This window comes from Massilimicrobiota sp. An105 (assembly GCF_002161155.1).
Classification (GTDB): domain Bacteria; phylum Bacillota_I; class Bacilli_A; order Erysipelotrichales; family Coprobacillaceae; genus Allocoprobacillus; species Allocoprobacillus merdigallinarum.
Genome location: NZ_NFLY01000023.1, coordinates 22,338 through 41,636, shown reverse-complemented (window position 1 = coordinate 41,636; position 19,299 = coordinate 22,338). Strand labels below are relative to the sequence as shown.

Annotated in this window: 19 protein-coding genes; 16 read left to right on the top strand and 3 right to left on the bottom strand. The window is 34.0% G+C overall.

Translation table 11 applies throughout. The annotated features are described in order from the left end of the window. The first annotated feature begins 194 nt into the window (after positions 1-194). From B5E48_RS07830 to B5E48_RS07765, 14 genes are all read left to right on the top strand, one after another. Positions 195-1,376, top strand: coding sequence for an ATP-grasp domain-containing protein (locus B5E48_RS07830; protein ID WP_087304668.1), 1,182 nt, complete (start codon positions 195-197; stop codon positions 1,374-1,376). A gap of 10 nt (positions 1,377-1,386) precedes the next feature. After that, a complete protein-coding gene (locus tag B5E48_RS07825; RefSeq protein WP_087304667.1) occupies positions 1,387-2,142 on the top strand; it encodes an esterase family protein in 756 nt (251 codons plus the stop codon). A 2-nt stretch (positions 2,143-2,144) separates the two neighbouring features. Next, positions 2,145-3,353, top strand: coding sequence for an ATP-grasp domain-containing protein (locus B5E48_RS07820; RefSeq protein ID WP_087304666.1), 1,209 nt, complete (start codon positions 2,145-2,147; stop codon positions 3,351-3,353). Between the two features lie 234 nt (positions 3,354-3,587). After that, positions 3,588-4,535, top strand: coding sequence for a magnesium transporter CorA family protein (locus B5E48_RS07815; protein WP_087245971.1), 948 nt, complete (start codon positions 3,588-3,590; stop codon positions 4,533-4,535). A 91-nt stretch (positions 4,536-4,626) separates the two neighbouring features. Beyond that, positions 4,627-6,099: a glycoside hydrolase family 1 protein gene (locus B5E48_RS07810; RefSeq protein WP_087297931.1), complete on the top strand. Its 1,473-nt coding sequence runs from the start codon at positions 4,627-4,629 to the stop codon at positions 6,097-6,099. A 2-nt stretch (positions 6,100-6,101) separates the two neighbouring features. Next, the gene (locus B5E48_RS07805; RefSeq protein ID WP_087245975.1) at positions 6,102-6,353 is read left to right on the top strand and encodes a kinase to dihydroxyacetone kinase; all 252 of its coding nucleotides are present in this window, start codon (positions 6,102-6,104) and stop codon (positions 6,351-6,353) included. Positions 6,354-6,356: 3 nt separating this feature from the next. After that, entirely contained in the window at positions 6,357-7,283 is a 927-nt protein-coding gene (locus B5E48_RS07800; protein WP_087245977.1) for an AEC family transporter, read from the top strand. A gap of 119 nt (positions 7,284-7,402) precedes the next feature. After that, positions 7,403-8,815: an NAD(P)/FAD-dependent oxidoreductase gene (locus B5E48_RS07795; RefSeq protein WP_087245979.1), complete on the top strand. Its 1,413-nt coding sequence runs from the start codon at positions 7,403-7,405 to the stop codon at positions 8,813-8,815. Positions 8,816-8,934: 119 nt separating this feature from the next. Next, positions 8,935-9,795, top strand: a complete 861-nt coding sequence (gene folD / locus B5E48_RS07790; RefSeq protein WP_087246045.1) for a bifunctional methylenetetrahydrofolate dehydrogenase/methenyltetrahydrofolate cyclohydrolase FolD — start codon at positions 8,935-8,937, stop codon at positions 9,793-9,795. Further along, positions 9,785-9,985 (top strand): DUF951 domain-containing protein, encoded by a 201-nt coding sequence (locus B5E48_RS07785; protein ID WP_087246047.1) that lies wholly within the window; start codon positions 9,785-9,787, stop codon positions 9,983-9,985. The genes folD and B5E48_RS07785 overlap by 11 nt, the downstream gene beginning before the upstream one ends. Further along, on the top strand, positions 9,966-10,436 hold the full coding sequence (locus B5E48_RS07780) for a GNAT family N-acetyltransferase (protein ID WP_087246049.1): 471 nt from the start codon (positions 9,966-9,968) through the stop codon (positions 10,434-10,436). The genes B5E48_RS07785 and B5E48_RS07780 overlap by 20 nt, the downstream gene beginning before the upstream one ends. A gap of 12 nt (positions 10,437-10,448) precedes the next feature. Beyond that, positions 10,449-10,850, top strand: a complete 402-nt coding sequence (locus tag B5E48_RS07775; protein WP_087304665.1) for a secondary thiamine-phosphate synthase enzyme YjbQ — start codon at positions 10,449-10,451, stop codon at positions 10,848-10,850. Position 10,851: 1 nt separating this feature from the next. Continuing rightward, positions 10,852-11,352: a GNAT family N-acetyltransferase gene (locus B5E48_RS07770; protein WP_241146948.1), complete on the top strand. Its 501-nt coding sequence runs from the start codon at positions 10,852-10,854 to the stop codon at positions 11,350-11,352. A gap of 152 nt (positions 11,353-11,504) precedes the next feature. After that, positions 11,505-12,845: an MATE family efflux transporter gene (locus B5E48_RS07765; RefSeq protein ID WP_087304664.1), complete on the top strand. Its 1,341-nt coding sequence runs from the start codon at positions 11,505-11,507 to the stop codon at positions 12,843-12,845. 107 nt (positions 12,846-12,952) lie between these two features. Here B5E48_RS07765 and B5E48_RS07760 read toward each other — a convergent pair whose 3' ends face one another. From B5E48_RS07760 to B5E48_RS07750, 3 genes are read right to left on the bottom strand one after another with little or no spacing between them, the layout of a single operon-like run. Beyond that, entirely contained in the window at positions 12,953-13,795 is an 843-nt protein-coding gene (locus B5E48_RS07760) for a DegV family protein (protein ID WP_087297936.1), read from the bottom strand. Further along, entirely contained in the window at positions 13,776-14,216 is a 441-nt protein-coding gene (locus B5E48_RS07755) for a MarR family transcriptional regulator (RefSeq protein ID WP_087304663.1), read from the bottom strand. Before B5E48_RS07755 ends, B5E48_RS07760 begins: the two co-directional genes overlap by 20 nt. 51 nt (positions 14,217-14,267) lie before the next feature. After that, on the bottom strand, positions 14,268-14,750 hold the full coding sequence (locus tag B5E48_RS07750) for a phosphatase PAP2 family protein (protein ID WP_087246061.1): 483 nt from the start codon (positions 14,748-14,750) through the stop codon (positions 14,268-14,270). A gap of 208 nt (positions 14,751-14,958) precedes the next feature. Between B5E48_RS07750 and B5E48_RS07745 the strand changes: the two genes are divergently transcribed. Both B5E48_RS07745 and B5E48_RS07740 read left to right on the top strand, forming a co-directional pair. Further along, on the top strand, positions 14,959-15,645 hold the full coding sequence (locus tag B5E48_RS07745) for a hypothetical protein (protein ID WP_087246063.1): 687 nt from the start codon (positions 14,959-14,961) through the stop codon (positions 15,643-15,645). Positions 15,646-16,036: 391 nt separating this feature from the next. Then, complete coding sequence (locus tag B5E48_RS07740; protein ID WP_087304662.1) at positions 16,037-19,081, top strand: SrtB-anchored collagen-binding adhesin; 3,045 nt, start codon at positions 16,037-16,039, stop codon at positions 19,079-19,081. Positions 19,082-19,299 lie beyond the last annotated feature (218 nt).

Genomic DNA, 19,299 nt, shown 5'->3' with positions numbered 1-19,299 from the left:
CGAACACAGAAGTTAAGCATCACAGCGGCGAAGATAGTAGGCAACTGCGAAAATAGCACGCTGCCAGTCCATGTGAGGGAATAGTCATTCTATTCCCTTTCTTTTTTTTATTCTCATTCTTTTTTTGGATGATTTTTTTTATTTTATTATGTTATAATAGATAAAAGGATATAAAGAAGGGGGAATGTTATCTTATGAATTTTGTATATATATCACCATCCTTTCCAAAAAATTTTTATCAATTTTGTAATCGTTTAAAAAATAATGGAGTCACAGTTTTAGCAATTGCGGATACACCTTATGATAATTTAAGCGAAGAATTAAAGAATTCAATAGATGATTACTATCAAGTATATTCTATGGAAGACTATGATGAAATGGTAAAGGCGATGGGTTATTTTATTTTCCATTATGGACATATAGATTGGTTGGAATCTAATAATGAATATTGGCTTGAACAGGATGCCAAATTGCGTACGGATTTTAATATTACAACAGGTATTCATACAAACCATATTGAAGATATTAAATGTAAATCAAAGATGAAGAAGTTTTATGAAGAAGCAGGAGTTAAAACAGCACGTTATCATTTAGTCACTGATTTGGAATCAGGTTTAAAATTTATTCATGATGTTGGCTATCCTGTTGTAGTCAAACCAGATAATGGGGTTGGGGCAGCAAAGACTTATAAAATTTCTAATCAGGAGGAGTTAGAACATTTTTATCAGGAAGAACATTTTACACAATATATAATGGAAGAATTTGTTAATGGATTAATTATTTCATATGATGGTATTGCTAATTTAAATAAAGAGATTTTATTTGAAACATCACATGTTTTTCCAAATCCCATTATGGATGTAGTGAATGATCAAAGTAGTATGTATTATTATTCTTTAAGAGAAATACCTTATGATTTGAAACAAGCTGGACAGGCATGTGTGAAAGCCTTTTATACAGCTGGAAGATGTTTCCATATGGAATTCTTTAGATTGTTAGAGGATAAACCTGGGTTAGGTCAAAAAGGAGAGATTGTTGGCTTAGAAGTTAATTTAAGAACACCAGGAGGTTATACTCCTGATATGATGAATTATGCCAATAATATTGATGTTTACCAAATCTATGCAGATATGGTCACAAAAGGGTATAGTGACTATGATCATCAGCGTCCATATCATTGTGTGTATTGTGGAAGAAGAGATGGTATCTCATATTCTCATACACATGAAGACATTGTATCACGTTATCATTTTGATTTGGTTATGTATGAAAGAATGCCAGATATTTTAAGTGGAGCTATGGGTAATTTTACATATACTGCTCGATTTGAGAATATGGAGCAAGTCAATGAATTCGTTGATTTTGTTTTAGGTTAGGGGTGAGAATATGAAGACAGAATGGTTTAAGGAATATAGCGAATGTTTATTGCGTAATATGGAATTTAAGGTTTATGGTCATTCAGGAACACCAATTTTGGTTTTTCCTGCACAAAATGGAAGATTCTTTGATTTTGAAAATTTTGGTATGGTGCATACAGTAGAGCACCTGATTGATGCAGGACGAATTCAGCTATTTTGTTGTGATAGCATTGATCAAGAATCTTGGTCAGCTGAAGGGATGGATAATGGACATAGAACATATATGATGGAACAGTGGTTCTATTATATCGTTAATGAATTGGTTCCAAGAATTTTAGAAATTAATTCTTATGGTCGTGATGGTCAGTATGCAGATGGCATTTATACAACTGGTTGTTCAATGGGCGCAACTCATGCAGTGAATTTCATGTTCAGAAGACCGGATATTTTTAAAGGTACCATTGCTTTGAGTGGATATTATGATAGTGATTTGTTTTTTGGAGATTATCATGATGATATTCTTTATCGCAATTCACCAATTCAATATCTTCATGGTATGAGTTATGACCATCCTTATGTTGAGATGTATCGTCATTGTCGTATTGTTTTATGTTGTGGGCAAGGAGCATGGGAAGATGATATGATTAGAAGTACATCGCGTATGAAAGAACTTTTAGAATATAAAGATATCCCAGCATGGATTGATTTTTGGGGTCACGATGTGAATCATGATTGGGATTGGTGGCAAGTTCAATTCCCATATTTTGTAGAAAGGGTTATATAATAATGAATGTTGTCTTTATATCACCACATTTTCCAGATTATTTTTACAATTTCTGTGACCGATTAAAAGTCAGAGGAGTTCGTGTTTTGGGAATCGGTGATGCGAATTATGAAAACTTGCCATATCATACAAAACTTGCCTTAACAGAATATTATCGTGTAGATGACTTAGAAAATTATGACAGTGTATACAGAGCCTGTGCTTATTTTACATGGCATTATGGAAAAATTGATTGGATAGAATCTCAAAATGAATATTGGTTAGAATTGGAAGCAACATTAAGAAATGAATTTAATGTCACAACAGGAACCAAAATACAAAATCTATCACCAATGAAATACAAATCAAAAATGAAAGAAGTCTATCAAAAGATTGGGATACCAACTGCCAGATATCGAAAAGTTGATGATTACCTTGCGACAAAAGCATTTGCGAACAAGGTAGGATATCCAGTTATTGTTAAACCTGATAATGGTGTGGGTGCTAGTTCAACATATAAATTGAAAAATGATGATGAATTAGATTATTTCTTTGCGACAAAGCCATCTTATATTCAATTTATTATTGAGGAACTTGTTCCTGGTCATGTTGAAACATTTGATGGAATTACCGATAAAGATAAAAATATTTTGATTTGTTCATCACATGTCATGTTGAATTCTATAATGGATAATGTAAATGAATTAAGTGATACTGCTTTTTACTCACAACCAGTTGAAGGATTGGATTTATATGAAATCGGAAAAAAGGTTGTAGAAGCTTTTGATACAAGAAGTCGTTTTTATCATTTTGAATTCTTTAGATTAGATGAAGATAAAGAAGGATTAGGAAGAAAAGGAGATATTGTTGGATTAGAAGTTAACATGAGAGCACCTGGTGCTTATATGCCTGATATGATTGATTTTGCATATAATGTCGATGTTTATACAATATGGGCTGATATGATTAAATATAATCAGTGTTTCTATGATATTCATCGTGAATATTGGGTAGCATATACAGGTCGTAGAGAAGGAATATGGTATATGCATAACTATGATCAGATTAGAGAAACTTATGGACAGAATATAGCATTAGAAACAGATGTTCCAGAATCATTAAGTGGAGCAATGGGTAATCATGTCTTTATTGTGAAATCTAAATCAAAAGAAGAACTCTTTGAAATGATTCGTTATATTTTAAAAAGAGAAGATGGAACAGATTGGTTTTAATAAAAGAAAGATTTGAATTGAAGGGAAACTTTCGATTTAAATCTTTTTTATAAAAAACAAAAAAATTACAAATGAAAGGCTTTTATATCAGACATTTTATGTTATAATGGCAAAGGAAAGAAAGAAGGTGTTATTATGTCTCCGGAGCCGGATGAAGATACGAAATTAACAATAAAACAAAGCATAACAGGAGACATAATTGATATTCTCCTGTTATAGAAAAGGAGGATAAAAATGATCGAATTTTACAAAACTTTTGGAACAGAAACAAAAAAAGTCGAAACATTAGAAACAGGATGCTGGATTAATGTTGTTTCACCAACAGAAGAAGAAAAACAATTTTTAATTAATGATTTGGGAATTGTTCCTGAATTTGTGCAAGCTTCATTAGATGAAGAAGAAAGTTCACATATTGATTTTGATGATGATTACAATCAGACATTAGTCATTGTCGATTATCCAAGTGCAGAAGAAACTGAAGGAAAATACGATAAAATGACTCTACAATATACAACATTACCATTAGGTATTGTTTTAATGAAAGGATATATTATTACAATTTCATTATATGAGAATTTAAATATTGAAGATATGGCAACAGGTAAAGTCAAGGGTATTCATACAGAAATGAAGACGAGATTTTTATTAAAGCTTCTTTTAAGAATTTCTCAAAGATACTTGATTTATTTACGTCAAATTGATCGATTATCATCTTTGACTGAACAAAAACTTCATAAATCAATGCAAAATAAAGAACTTATTCAAATGCTTGGATTAGAAAAATCTTTAGTTTATTTTTCAACATCATTAAAAACTGATGAAATTACTTTGAATAAGATCATGCGTGGAAAATCTATTAAACTTTATGAAGATGATCAGGATTTATTAGAAGATGTTTTAGTAGAAATTAATCAGGCCATTGAAATGTGTAGTATTTATTCAAATATCTTATCTGGAACAATGGATGCTTATGCTTCTGTTATTTCAAATAACTTAAATATTGTTATGAAGGTTTTAACAGTTATCACTATTGTGATGTCAATACCAAATATTATCTTTAGTTTTTATGGAATGAATGTTTCCGGTTTACCAGGACCAGTATGGTGGGTCCCAACTTTGATTGCCGTTATTGCATGTGTTATTGCTTCGTTTATATTTATGAAAAAAGATATGTTTCATTAAGTACATGGAACATATCTTTCTTTTTTTGAAAATTTGAACATTCAATATAAGAAACATGTATAATAAATGAAAAGAAGAGGAGGACAATAATATGGTAAGACAATTTCCAGAAGGTTTTTTATGGGGTGGCGCAACAGCTGCCAATCAGTATGAAGGTGGCTGGAACGAAGGAGGCAAAGGAATCAGTGTTTCTGATTGTGCGAGACATCATTTAGATATTGATGTTCAAGATTATCATGCACAAAATGCCATTACAACAAAAGATATTGAAGATGCATTAAAATCACAGGATGATTCTTTATATCCAAAAAGACATGGGGCAGATGGATATCATCATTATAAGGAAGATATTAAACTCTTTGCCCAAATGGGATTCAAGGTTTATAGAATGTCTATTGCCTGGTCACGTATTTTTCCAAATGGTGATGATCAAGAACCTAATGAAGAAGGTTTAAAATTTTATGATGATGTTTTTGATGAATGCTTAAAATATGGTATCGAACCATTAGTGACAATGTCACACTATGAACCACCATTAAATATAGTTTTAAATTATAATGGATGGGCATCAAGAGAAGTTGTGGATATGTTTGTCAAATATGTGGAAGTCATCTGTGAAAGATATAAAGATAAAGTCAAATATTGGTTAACATTCAATGAGGTAGATTCTATGATTAGACATCCTTATACAACAGGAGGACTTGTTGAAGACCGTTTCCCAGGGCAGAATTTCCAACAGGTTATTTTCCAAGCTATGCATCATCAATTTGTAGCTTCAGCTCTTGCTACAAAGATTTGCCATGAAAAAATTCCTGGTTCAAAAGTAGGTTGTATGTTAACAAAACTGACATATTATCCTTATACTTGTAAACCAGAAGATGTTTTACAGGCACAACAGGATATGAGAAGTACATATTGTTATAGTGATACACAAGTCTTTGGAGAGTATCCAGCTTATTTATTAGCTAAATTTAAAAATGAAGGTATTCATATTGAAATGCAGGATGATGACTTAGAAATTATGAAGAAATATCCAGTAGACTTTGTTTCATTTAGTTACTATTCATCAAGTTGTGTTGCAAAAGATGACAAAGGTTTAAAGAAAACTGCAGCCAATACGAATGTGGCAATAAAAAATCCATATATTCCTTCATCTGATTGGGGATGGCAAATTGATCCTATTGGTTTAAGAGTGTCTTTAGTTGATTTATATGATCGTTATAGAAAACCATTATTTATTGTAGAAAATGGTTTAGGAGCTAAAGATGAACTTGTGAATGGAACAGTTGATGATCAATATCGTATTGATTATTTTGATGCACATTTTAGAGAAATGTTGAATGCTATTGAAATAGATGGCGTAGATTTAATGGGATATACATCATGGGGATGTATTGATATTGTCAGTGAATCTACAAAACAAATGAGTAAAAGATATGGATTTATTTATGTGGATTGTGATGATTTAGGAAATGGAACTTATAAAAGATATAAGAAAAAATCTTTTGATTGGTATAAACATGTTATTGAAACAAACGGAGCCTGCTTATTTGAAGGAGAATAAAAATGTTAGAATATAAATTTGATACACAGTTATTAATTGAAGGAAAAAACTTAAATGAAGACGAAATTAATGATTATATTACAGAACATTTTCAGGGAGATTGTTTATTAGCTGTTGGTGATGATGAACTCATTAAAATTCATTTTCATACCAATGAACCATGGCTTGTTTTACAATATGGGGCAACACTTGGAGAAATCTATGATATTGTTGTTGAAAATATGGAAAGACAGGCACATGGGCTAAAAGGATAGATTGTGGATATCAAAGTTATTGTTTTACAGATGATACAATTATTTCTGGTGATTGCTTTAGGGTATCTTTTATTAAAGATCAAGATACTGGATGTAGACTTTAATAAACGTTTAACAACACTTTTGTTGTCGGTCACAACACCAGCATTGATTGTATCTTCTGTTTTATCTACAAATATTGAAAAACAAATATCTGAAATTGTTTTTGTGTTTATTGTAGGAATTGTCATCTTTCTTGTTTTACCTATTTTAGGCTTTTTGATTGTCAAAGTTATGAGAGTTCCTCTCCAACAACAAGGTTTATATATTTTCATGACAATGTTTTCTAATATCGGTTTTATGGGCTTTCCTGTTATGAAATCCATTTTTGGAAATCAAGCCGTATTTTTAACTGCTATTTTTAATATGATTTTTAATTTGCTTGTGTTTACAGTAGGTATTCTTTTTATGAATTATCATTCTGTACAAAAAATAAAAATCAATTTGAAACAGCTTCTTTCACCAGGCGTGATTGCTTCACTTGTGGCTTTGTTTATTTATTTTACAGGTTTACAGGTTCCCGATGTTTTGTCTTCAACGATAACCATGATTGGTGATATTACAACACCTATTGCCATGTTGCTTATTGGCTCAACACTTGCTACGATTCCAGTTAAAGAAGTCTTTACTGAAGTCAGAATATATCCATATACGATTTTAAAACAGATTGTTATTCCAGTTATAGCTTATCCTATTTTAAATGCTTTTATTCGTGATCCTTTAATACTTGGCGTTTCTTTAATTATGCTTGCTATGCCAGTAGGAAATATTGCTGTATTATTTGCAACAGAATATCAAAAAGATGTTGCCTTGGCAGCTAAAGCTGTTTTTATGACAACATTACTTTCTATTGTTACGATTCCAGTGATTGTGGCTTTATTTTTGGCATAAAAAGTTTTATAAATTGATAACATATTTTTATTCTGCGTATTTTATTGACAAGGATAAGTTTTTATGAATATAATAAATGAGGATTATTTAATAATGCCCCAGAAATGAGGCGTTTTTTTATGCAAAAAAATTATGATGTCATTATTGTTGGGGCTGGACCAGCAGGAATTATGACAAGTTATGAATTGTATTTAAAAAATCCAGAATTAAAAGTATTACTTATTGATAAAGGACATGATGTGATGTATAGACATTGTCCTATTAAAGATAAGAAAATTAAAAGTTGTCCACAAATTAAAGAAAATGAACCAGGATGTTTACCTGCTTGTTCAATTACTTCAGGATTTGGGGGAGCCGGTGCTTACTCTGATGGTAAATTCAATATTACCAGTGAATTTGGTGGTTGGCTAACAGATTATTTAGATAATCAGGAAGTTGAAGATGTAATTCATTATGTGGATGAATTGTATTTGAAACATGGTGCAACACGTGAAATTACTGATCCAACGACTGATAAAGTGAAAGAAATTGAAAAACGTGGATATGCTGTTGGATTGAAATTATTACGTGCTAAAGTGCGTCATTTAGGAACTGAAGAAAATTTGAGAATTATGACAGAAATGTCTAATGAACTTAAACAGCATATTGATATGGCATTTAAAACAGCAGTTAAGGATATTCTTGTAGAAGATCATCATGTTAAAGGGATTGTTTTAGAAAATGGTGAAGAAATTTATGCTCCTCATGTTGTGTTAGCTCCTGGAAGAGATGGTTCAACATGGTTAGCCAAAGTGTTTAAACGTCAGGGATTAGAACTTTATAATAATCAGGTTGATATAGGTGTAAGAGTAGAAACAAGTAATATTGTTATGGATGAAATTAATTCTCATCTTTATGAAGGTAAATTTGTATACAATACATCTGTGGGAACTAAAGTCAGAACTTTCTGTTCAAATCCAAGTGGCCATGTTGTTATTGAAAATCATTCAGGGACAATGTTAGCCAATGGACATGCTTATCATGATCCAAAACTTGGAAGTCATAATACCAATTTTGCATTATTAGTTTCACATGTTTTTAGCGAACCATTTAATGAACCTAACGAATTTGCTCATGAGGTTGCTAGACTTGCCAATATGCTATCACATGGAAGCATTATTGTACAACGCTATGGTGATATTAAAAGAGGACGTCGTACAACTGTGAAACGTTTAAAAGAAGGTTATACTGTTCCAACATTACCTGAAGCTGTACCAGGAGATTTAGGGCTTGTGTTACCATATAATACGATGAAATCTATTATTGAAATGATTGAAGCTTTAGATCATGTTACACCAGGAATTGCTAATGAACATACATTGCTTTATGGAGTAGAAGCGAAATTCTATTCAGCAAGACCTAAAGTAAGAGAAGGATTTGAAAGTGAGATTGATGGTCTGTATGTAGGTGGCGATGGTGCTGGACTAACACGTGGATTGGCTCAGGCAGGAGCTAATGGAATCTTAATTGCGAGACATATTTTAAATAAATAAATAAAATGATAACTACAATAAACTCTTTGTATTTATTGTAGTTTTTCTTTTGGGGCTAAAAGTTTACAATTGGTATATTTTCCATTATAATAGAAACAATAATGAGGGGGTAATCATTTATGAACATTGATGGAAAAAAGATTGCAGCAAAGCGAAAAGATGAACTCAAACAAAAGATTGATTTATTAAAAGAAAATGGTCAAAGACTACCAAAATTAACAGTTGTATTAGTAGGTGAAAATCCTGCCAGTCAAACATATGTTCGCAATAAAGATAAAGCATGTGCCTATGTAGGGATGTTATCTGATATTGTGAAACTGGATGAACAGACAACAGAAGAAAAGTTAATGGAAGTGATTCAAAAACTTAATCATGATGATACTGTAGATGGCATCTTGGTACAGTTGCCATTACCACAACATATTCATGAAGACAAAATACTTCATTTAATTGATCCACAAAAAGATGTAGATGGATTTCATCCATCTAATGTAGCTAAACTTGTGTTAGGAGAAAAAGGACTGGTACCTTGTACTCCACAAGGTATGATGGTTTTATTAGATGAAATTCATTATGACTTAACTGGAAAAGAAGTTGTTGTTGTTGGAAGAAGTAATATTGTTGGAAAACCAGTGGCTTTACTATGTTTGCATAAACATGCAACTGTGACAATTGCACATTCCCGTACAATGAATTTAGCCACGTTATGTCAAAGAGCTGATGTCTTAATAGCGGCAATTGGTCAACCTAAGTTTTTTAATAAAGATTATATTAAAAAAGGTGCTGTGGTGTTGGATGTTGGTATTAATCGTGATGAAAATCATAAATTATGTGGTGATGTTGATTATGAAGATGTCAAAGATCTTGTATCTTATATTACACCAGTGCCTGGAGGTGTAGGACCAATGACAATTGCGATGTTATTGGAAAATACTTATAAAGCTTATCAACAAAGAGAGGAGCACAAAAATGGAATATAATTTAAACGATATTGTTGAAATGAAAAAACAACATCCTTGTAAAAAGTCTAATCAATGGCAAATTATACGTATGGGTGCAGATATTAAAATTAAATGTTTAGGGTGTGGAGCCATTGTTATGTTTTCTCGTCGTGATTTTGAAAAACGTTTAAAAAAGGTTATACCAGCTCATGAAAATACGTCTGATTGAAGAAAAAGATAATAAAGAAGTCGAAAAACTGATTAGAGATTGTCTGATAGAATTTGGTGGTAATAAACCAGGTTGTGCCTGGGAAGATAAAGATTTAGGACAATTTTATCAAGTTTATCAACCTGCTCATAAACAATATCTTGTGGTTGTTGAAAATGATCATGTTGTTGGTGGTTGTGGTATAGGACCAGTGGAAGGCAAAGAAGGTATATGTGAATTGCAGAAAATGTATTGTTATAAGGCGATACGTGGTACAGGCATAGCACAAGAATTATTAAACCTGTCCTTAGATTTTGCAAAGACATACTATCAGCAATGTTATCTGGAAACATTTTCCAATATGATAGCAGCCAATCGTTTCTACTTAAAAAATGGATTTATTCCGTTGGAACAACCCCTTATTCAAGGACCACATTATGCTTGTGATAGATGGTATATAAAAGATTTATAGGAGTGATTGAGAATGTTATTTGAACATCAATATCAATTTTCTAAACGTATGCAAATGCATGATATTACTGAAATCGTCAAACAGGATATTAATTACTGCCACATAGATGAAGGAATTGTTGTGGTATACACACCACATACAACGGCTGGAATCACTGTCAATGAAAATGCGGATCCTGATGTTGTCAGAGATATGATCAATGCTTTTGAACGTGTTTTTCCTACAGAACATTTGGATTATCATCATTTTGAGGGGAATTCACATGCCCATATTAAGTCAACTCTTTTTGGCCCAAGTCAGACTTTTATTATTCATCGTGGTCAACTTTTATTAGGAATATGGCAAGGCATTTATCTATGTGAATTTGATGGACCTAGGCAAAGAACTTTTTATGTTAAAATAATGGAGGGCTAAGATGAAAGACTTTTATGAAACTTCAAGACTGATTCTTAGACATTTTCGTATGGGAGATGAACAGGCTTTATATGAATTATTAAGTGATCCTGATGTTAATCGTTTTTTACCTATGTTTCCATTACAGAGTGTCGAGGAAGCAAAAGATTATTTGCAGACGCATTATTTAGATAAATATAAAAATCAAGATGGTTATTATTATGCAATCTGTTTAAAGGAAAATGATAGACCTATTGGATATATTCAAATCAGTGGAGATGAGAGTCATGATTTTGGCTATGCTTTAAGAAAAGAGTTTTGGCATCAGGGAATAGTGAGTGAAGCAGCTTTAAAAATGGTTGAAGAATTCAAAACATCTGATTTGCCATACATTACTGCAACGCATGATGTTTGTAATCCTCATAGTGGAAATGTCATGAAAAAGATTGGTATGAAATATTGTTATTCTTATAAGGAACAATGGATGCCTAAAAATATTTTAGTTACTTTTAGAATGTATTAGTATCATTTTAAAAAGGATGAGGATTTTATTTATTTAAAATATTGGAATAAATATCCTCATCATATTGAAAAAGACATTGAATGTCTTTTTTTTGTTTCTTGACAAAAAAGGACAATATGTCTAAACTAAAAAACGTTAAGGGAGGGAAAATTGTGGATAAAGATAGAATGGGGTCACAAAAAGTTTTAACTTTATTGATTGAACTATCAGTGCCAGCTATGATTGGGATGATTGTCAATGCTATTTATAATATTGTAGATAGAATGTTTATTGGTAATGCTCCTGATTTAGGATCATTAGGTTTAGCAGGAATTACTGTGTCTTATCCAGTGACTTTAATTTTGATGGCGTTAAGCTTAATGGCAGGAGTTGGAGGAGCTACACGTTTTTCTATTGCTTTAGGTGCTAAGGAAGAGGAAGATGCTAAATATTATCAGGGCAATGCTTTAATGATTACAGTTATCTTTGGTATTGTTTTTATGGTTTTAGGTAATATTTTCATGGATCCTATATTAACTATACTTGGAGCTAGTGAAAAGGTTTTACCTTATGCCAGTGATTACTTGAGTATTATTTTATATGGTGGTGTTTTTCAATGTGTAGCCATGTGTGGAAACAATTTCTCACGTGCCCAAGGAAATGCTAAAAACGCTATGGTTTCACAGCTGTTAGGAGCAGGTTTTAATATTGTTTTTGATTATATTTTAATTGTTCAATTTCATATGGGAATGGAAGGTGCCGCACTTGCGACAATTGGTGGACAATGTTTAAGTATGATATGGCAATTGTCTTTCTTATTTGGAAAAAGAGGAATCATTCCATGTCGTTTATCACATATGAAGTTGAAAAAACATTATACATATATGATCATGAAAACAGGTTTGCCAGCCTTTTTAATGCAATTATCAACAAGTGTTTTAAATATTGTTATTAATGGAACATTAGGTTTGTATGGTGGGGATTTGGCTATTTCAACAGTAGGAATTATTACAAGTGTTCAAACACTTATGTTGATGCCATTAACAGGTATGACACAAGGACAGCAACCTATTATTAGTTATAATTATGGTGCTAAGAATTATCATCGTGTCAAAGAAACATTAAAGTATACGATTATAGGTTCTAGTATTCTTTCTTGTTTAGGATTTTTAGTGATTCAATTATTCCCATCAATGATTATTTCTATATTTAATCAAGAGCCAGCAATTATTGAATTAGGAAATAGTGCTTTACGTATTTGGTTTATTTGTTTACCATTAGTTGGATGTCAAACAATGTGTGCTAATTTCTTTCAGGCAATTGGAATGGTTAAACAATCCAGCTTTCTTAATTTATTAAGACAATGCTTATTATTGATACCATTGATTTTAATTCTTTCTTGGATTTTTGGATTATATGGTGTCTTTATTGCTGTACCAATTGCAGATTTCATAGCATTTATCATTACAATGTATCTTATTCAAAAACGTTTAAAGACTTTTGTTGTTGCATAAAGAGAAAGTATGATTTTTATGATCATACTTTTTTGATTATATTCAATATAATAAAAAGTATTGATTATCATAGCTATCATCTATGACAATCAATACTTATGGATGATTTATTGTTTTTTTACGTAAGCAATTAAACGAGCCCCAGGACCAGCATGTGTACCAATAACCGGTCCAACAATACCATGTAATGTTTCACCAAAATGTAAAGTTTCCCTTAATGTATTTTCAAACTTATCTAAACCATCAGATGAGCCAGTATATCCGATACAGATAGGTTCATCTAAATCCATTTCACCATCTTGTTGAATTAAGTCAATAATTTTAGCAGTAGCTTTTTGAGTCCCTCTGGCTTTCGCAAATACATCTAATTTGCCTTCATCAAAACCAATAATAGGTTTAAATTTCAAAAGTGTTCCTGCTGTTGCAGCTGTTCTTGATAAACGTCCACCTTTATATAAATATTCTAATGTATCTACAAAAGCAAATAAGCGAATACGATGTTTATATGCTTCTAAAAATGTATAGAGATCTTGAGCATTCATACCTTCATTTCTTAATGCAACTGCTTTTAATACAAGCAATCTTTGCATTTGCGTTGTTCCTAAGCTATCAATCACATAAATATCATCATAATCAACTAAATCTTTTGCAAGATTAGCACTTTGATATGTTCCACTAATAACACTAGACAAAGTAATAACAATAACACTATCATTGTTGTTTTTTGCTGTTTCATACAAATCAACAAAGTCTTGTGGTGATGGTTGTGATGTAGATGGTAATGTTTGACTATTAACTAATAAATCATAAAATTCTTCTGGTTGTAAATCAATACGATCTTTATATTCTTTTCCATCAATAATGACTTTTAAAGGCACAACTTCAACATTGAGTTCCTGTGCATATTTTAAATCAATATCAGATGTAGAATCAGTAATTATTTTTATCATTTTTCTTTTCCTCCGTCATAAATATTCTAATTGTACGAAGCATTTTCTCTAAGGATTTCACTTCTTCTTTACTAAACAGTTTTTCAATTTCTTTAAGGGCTTTTTTAATATAATGATCATTTTCACGATAAAACTCCAAGAATTTACTTGTAACTTTTAAATGATAAGATCGTTTATCTTCCTGACTGACTGTTTTATTTAAATATCCTTTTTCTACCAATTGATTGACTTTATATGTAGCATTAGGCTGTGAAATCCCCATATATTTAGCATATTCTAAAATAGTGGGTTCACCTAACATATAAATAATATCTAAGCTAAATGCTTCTTGCATAGTGAGTTCTTTAGAAGTTGCACACATAGATGAATAAAAATTCATTTTGAATATATTATAAACAGCCTGAAATTCCTGACTTAGCATATAACCTCCTCATAAATACTTAAAATATTTTAAGTATAGTATAAATTATTTTTAATGAAAGTCAATTATAAAACACAGAATTGCAATGATAATTGCTACAAAAACATCACTTATATGATGAACCCCACTTAAAATACGTGTTAAACTGACAATCAATGCAATGATACATGCAAAAACGCCAACATAAAAATGAGCATAAAAACATACAAAAGCAATAATACAGGCACTAACAGTATGACGACTTGGAAAAGATTCGCCATGTTTATGACCTCTTAAGGGTTGAATATTCATATGATCATAGGGACGGGGACGATTCACTATTTTTCTAAAAACCGTCACAATCACAAAAGCTATACATGGTCTTAGAATGGCATCTATCAAATAAGGACTATGAATATACCATAAATAAATCAAGACACATGGATATAAGATAAACGTTACATAAGGACAATATTGTGTTAAAAAAATAATGATTTTTTCTAAACGAGGACGTTGTCTTATATACGCTAACATGGACTGATAAAAACATTCCAAAGCTCTCACCCTTTCTTTACCATTATATCGAAAATATGCGATGAAAACAAATAAAATAAAAATTTTAAAAGATAAGTGCAGTGATGTTTGTAGATTATACAAAATGCACTGACGAATAAATAGAAAATGGTGTAGGACTGTGTCATTGATGGGATTATTTGAAATTGATATAATGTGAATAGAGTATGATTGATGGAGATAAGATATAATGAAAATAACAGGAACGAAAAGTTATATACAAATTGAAGATGATAATGGCAATATAGCAAGATTTGATGGTGAAGTTTGTTTCAATGATTTTTATGCATGGGCTGATTCAATCTGTTGGATTAAACATCAAGGAGAAATAACGGATCAGGACAGAATTCATTTGATTTATCAGGCAACGCAATATGGTAAGGATCATGATATCAAGATATTGTTCTTTGATAATGATAATAAAGTCATGTTTGAAGCAGAGCTTGGACTGAAAACGGAAGTTTATTGGGCTAAAAACGATCTTATCTTTATAGCTGTTATTTTGTTGTCAATGATTTTTCCAATAGTGTTTATTGCTATGTTAGATGTTGTGAGTTCAATGTTTTTATTTGCTTTGAGTGTGGGTGCCATCATTTTTGTAAGTCCCTTTATCTTGTGGGGAATTTCTATATGTAGATTCCAGATGATTGCTAAGGGAGATGATATAACAATGAGACCAGTCATAGGGACAAGCTATACATTTCCTGTAACAGAAATAATAAGAGTTGAAAGAAAGGTAAAAAATGTATATGGATGGCAAGAATGTGTTAAGATTGTGATTTATATAAAAAATAAAAAAATAACACTTCGTCGAAGTATGATAGGGTTTGATGACATGGATGCCTATCTTTTGCGACATGTTGATCATATTATATAAAAATATATCTTTGATATGATTTGATAGAGTATGATAAGTGGCTGTTTAAAATTAAAAAAATGTTTTTAGCACTCTATACTTGTTATCGCAGTGTGGCTTTTGTCTAACTTCATAGAGTGCCGTAAGTGCCTATTTATGGGCATTTCTCGGATTTTATGATTTTGTCTTAACTCGTCAGAAATCGTCATTTTATAAAAATTTGGTGTCAAAATTGGTGTCAATCAGCGGAGAGATACCTTTTCTTGCCACAGTATATCAGTATCACAAATTGAAAAATTGAATATCGCAAGTAGATTATGGAACGCCGATATTGACGTTCCTTTTCTATTTCCAGCCGTTCAGAAATGGACGGCTTTTTCTATATCCAAACGAAAGGAGAATTTTAAAAGCTATGAAAAAGATATTGAAGCGATTAGCCACAGGCTTCCTTGCCTTTGCGACTATCGTTACTGCTTTGCCGACAACGGCAGTCCACGCTTCCGAGAAGCAATACTGGACAGAAAGTGCCGAGCGTGTCGGTATCGTTGAAAAAGTAATGAATGACGGTTCTATCGGTTCGACATTCAATGAGGGACACATGACCGTTGAGGGTGAGGACGCTTTCTGTGTGGATATTAACACCAACTTCCGCAACGGTTATAAGACCAGAGCTGACGCAAGCACACGCATGAGCTACGACCAGATTTCAGATGTTGCCCTCTCAATCGAGTATGTTAATCAGTATGTGCAGAGCCACAGCGGATTGAGCAGTCAGCATATCTATCTTTTGAAACAGTGCGTCGTATGGCAGAGATTGAGTGTTCATCTTGGCTGGCAATGCGATAACGTCAGAGCTTCCTATGATGAAATTCCAAAAGCTATACAGGACGAGGTTTACGCTGGGGCGAAAGCCTTTGCCAGCGAGAACAAGGAACGCTATGAATGTGGCGGTTACATCTACTCTGGCGAGGGACAGGACATTGGACAGTTCTGGGCGAAACTTGCCGTTGGAAATGCCACATTGAAAAAGACTTCCAGTAATGCCAGCATTACCGATGGGAACGGGCTTTACTCTATCGCTGGTGCGACTTATGGTGTCTATTCTGATAAGGACTGTACGAAACAGCTTGCCACCCTTACGACTGATAACAGCGGAAATACTGATACCGTGGAAGTAAAGGCTGGCACAGTCTACATCAAAGAGCTTTCTGCTCCTGCTGGCTATAAGGTGGACAGCACTGTCTATTCCTTAAATGTGGAAGCTGGCAAGACAGCGACACTCAATGTATCCGATACGCCAAAGGTCACAGATACCCTTATCGAGCTTTTCAAGATTGACATGGAAACACAGAAAGACGCTCCACAGGGCGACGCTTCCCTAGAGGGTGCGGAGTTCACATGGAAATTCTATGCGGGACACTATACCGCTGACAATCTTCCTAGCGAGCCTACAAAGACATGGGTGACAAAGACAATCGCTGAAAAGGACAGCGACGGCACTATTCATTATGTTTCCCGCCTTTCTGATGAATACAAGGTATCTGGGGACAGCTTCTATACACAGGATGGTAAGAACGTGCTTCCTTTAGGAACGCTGACCGTTGAGGAAACGAAAGCTCCTGACGGCTATCTTCTTGACGGTGCATATATGCAGGCAAATGGTAGTGAGGAACAGATTAAGGGAATGTACCTTACACAGATTACCGAGGACGGCGACATTGCCGTATTGTCTGGAAGCAATCAGTACCATGTATCAGACAAGGTTATCCGTGGTGGTGTGAAAATCCAGAAAAGAGATTTGGAAACCAGCGATACCAAAGGTCAAGGAAGTGCGACTTTGAAAGACGCTGAATTTGAAATCATCTCTCTAAATGACAACGCCGTACTTGTTGAGGGAAAGCTCTACAATAAAGGCGACGTGGTAAAGACAATCCTTACCGACATTGAGGGCGTGGCTTCTACTTCTACTGACCTGTTACCTTACGGGAAATACCGTATTGAGGAAAGCAAAGCTCCAGAGGGCTATCTGACGGACGGTGCAGAACCGATTGAATTTGAAATCACAGAGGACGGGAAAATCGTTGACCTTACAGGTACAGACACGTCAATCTACAATCAAGTGAAGCGTGGCGACCTAGAGGGTGTCAAGATTGGTGCTGGCACACACCAGCGTCTTGCGGGAGTTCCGTTTAGGATCACAAGCAAGACCACAGGTGAGAGCCACATTATTGTAACTGATGATAACGGGCAGTTCTCCACTTCTTCTGACTGGGCTTCCCATAAGAACAACACCAACGCAGGAAAGACCAGCGAGGACGGTATCTGGTTTGGAACAAGCGAGCCAGACGACAGCAAAGGTGCTTTGATTTACGACACCTATATCATTGAGGAATTACGCTGTGAGAGCAACAAAGGCTTTGAGCTTATCCCACCGTTTGAAATCGTGGTGTCCAGAAACAATGTGACCGTTGACTTAGGGACACTTACTGATGAATACGAGAAAGAAATCTCTATCCATACCATAGCCACAGGCAAGGACGGCGAGAAGTCTATCGTGGCTGGCAAAGAGGTTACAATCGTTGACACGGTTACGCTTGACGGGCTGGAAAAAGGTACGAAGTATCAGTTAAAAGGCTGGCAGATGTTGAAAGAGGAAAATGCCGAACTTCTTATTGACGGACAGCGTGTAGAGAACAGCTATACCTTTACCGCTGATGATGAAGAAATGAAAGTGGAAATTTCCTATACATTCAATGCGTCTGCTTTAGGTGGCAAGAACCTTGTGACCTTTGAGGAACTTTACGACATTTCTAATGAGGACGAGCCTGTAAAGGTTGCTGAACACAAGGACATTGACGACGAGGGACAGACGGTGCTTATCACGGAGCGTATCATCTCTATCCATACCACAGCGACCAGCGAGGACGGAAAGAAAGAGATTGAAGCAGGAAAAGACGTGACAATCATTGATACCGTGACCCTTGACGGATTGGAAATCGGCACAAAGTATCAGCTCAAAGGCTGGCAGATGATTAAGGACGAAAACGCAGAGCTTATCATCAATGGTGAACGTGTCGAGAATGACTATACCTTTACCGCCGACAGTGAAAGCATGGAAGTCCAGATTGCCTTTACATTCGACGCTTCCGAGCTTGGCGGGAAAGAGCTTGTGACCTTTGAGGAATTATACGATTTGAGCAATCCAGATGAACCGACAAAGGTTACAGAGCATAAGGACATTGAGGACGACGGGCAGACGGTGACAATCACAGAAGTACCAGAAAAGCCAGAAGAACCTACACCAGAACAGCCGACCACACCAGATACACCGAGCAAGACAACGGACGCTCCAAAGACAGGAGACAATACAAACATTGCCTTATTCTTAGGGCTTCTTGTTCTCTCTGGTGCAGGCGTGGCAGGAACATACTTCATCAAGCGTCGTAAACGCTTATAGGATAATCTTCCTATGATGATGAAGAAATCACGTTCCCCGCCGATACATGGAAACGGCGGAGCTTCCCTTTATTCTGGCTTGTCCGCCACCCACCTGTAAGCACACAGACAGTCAAGGGTGTTTTTAAGCATTTACCTGCCCTTGACGGTCTGGGGGCTTACGGGTATCACACCACCAGCCAGAATAAAAGCATTGATAATCAACAGATTTTATAGAAA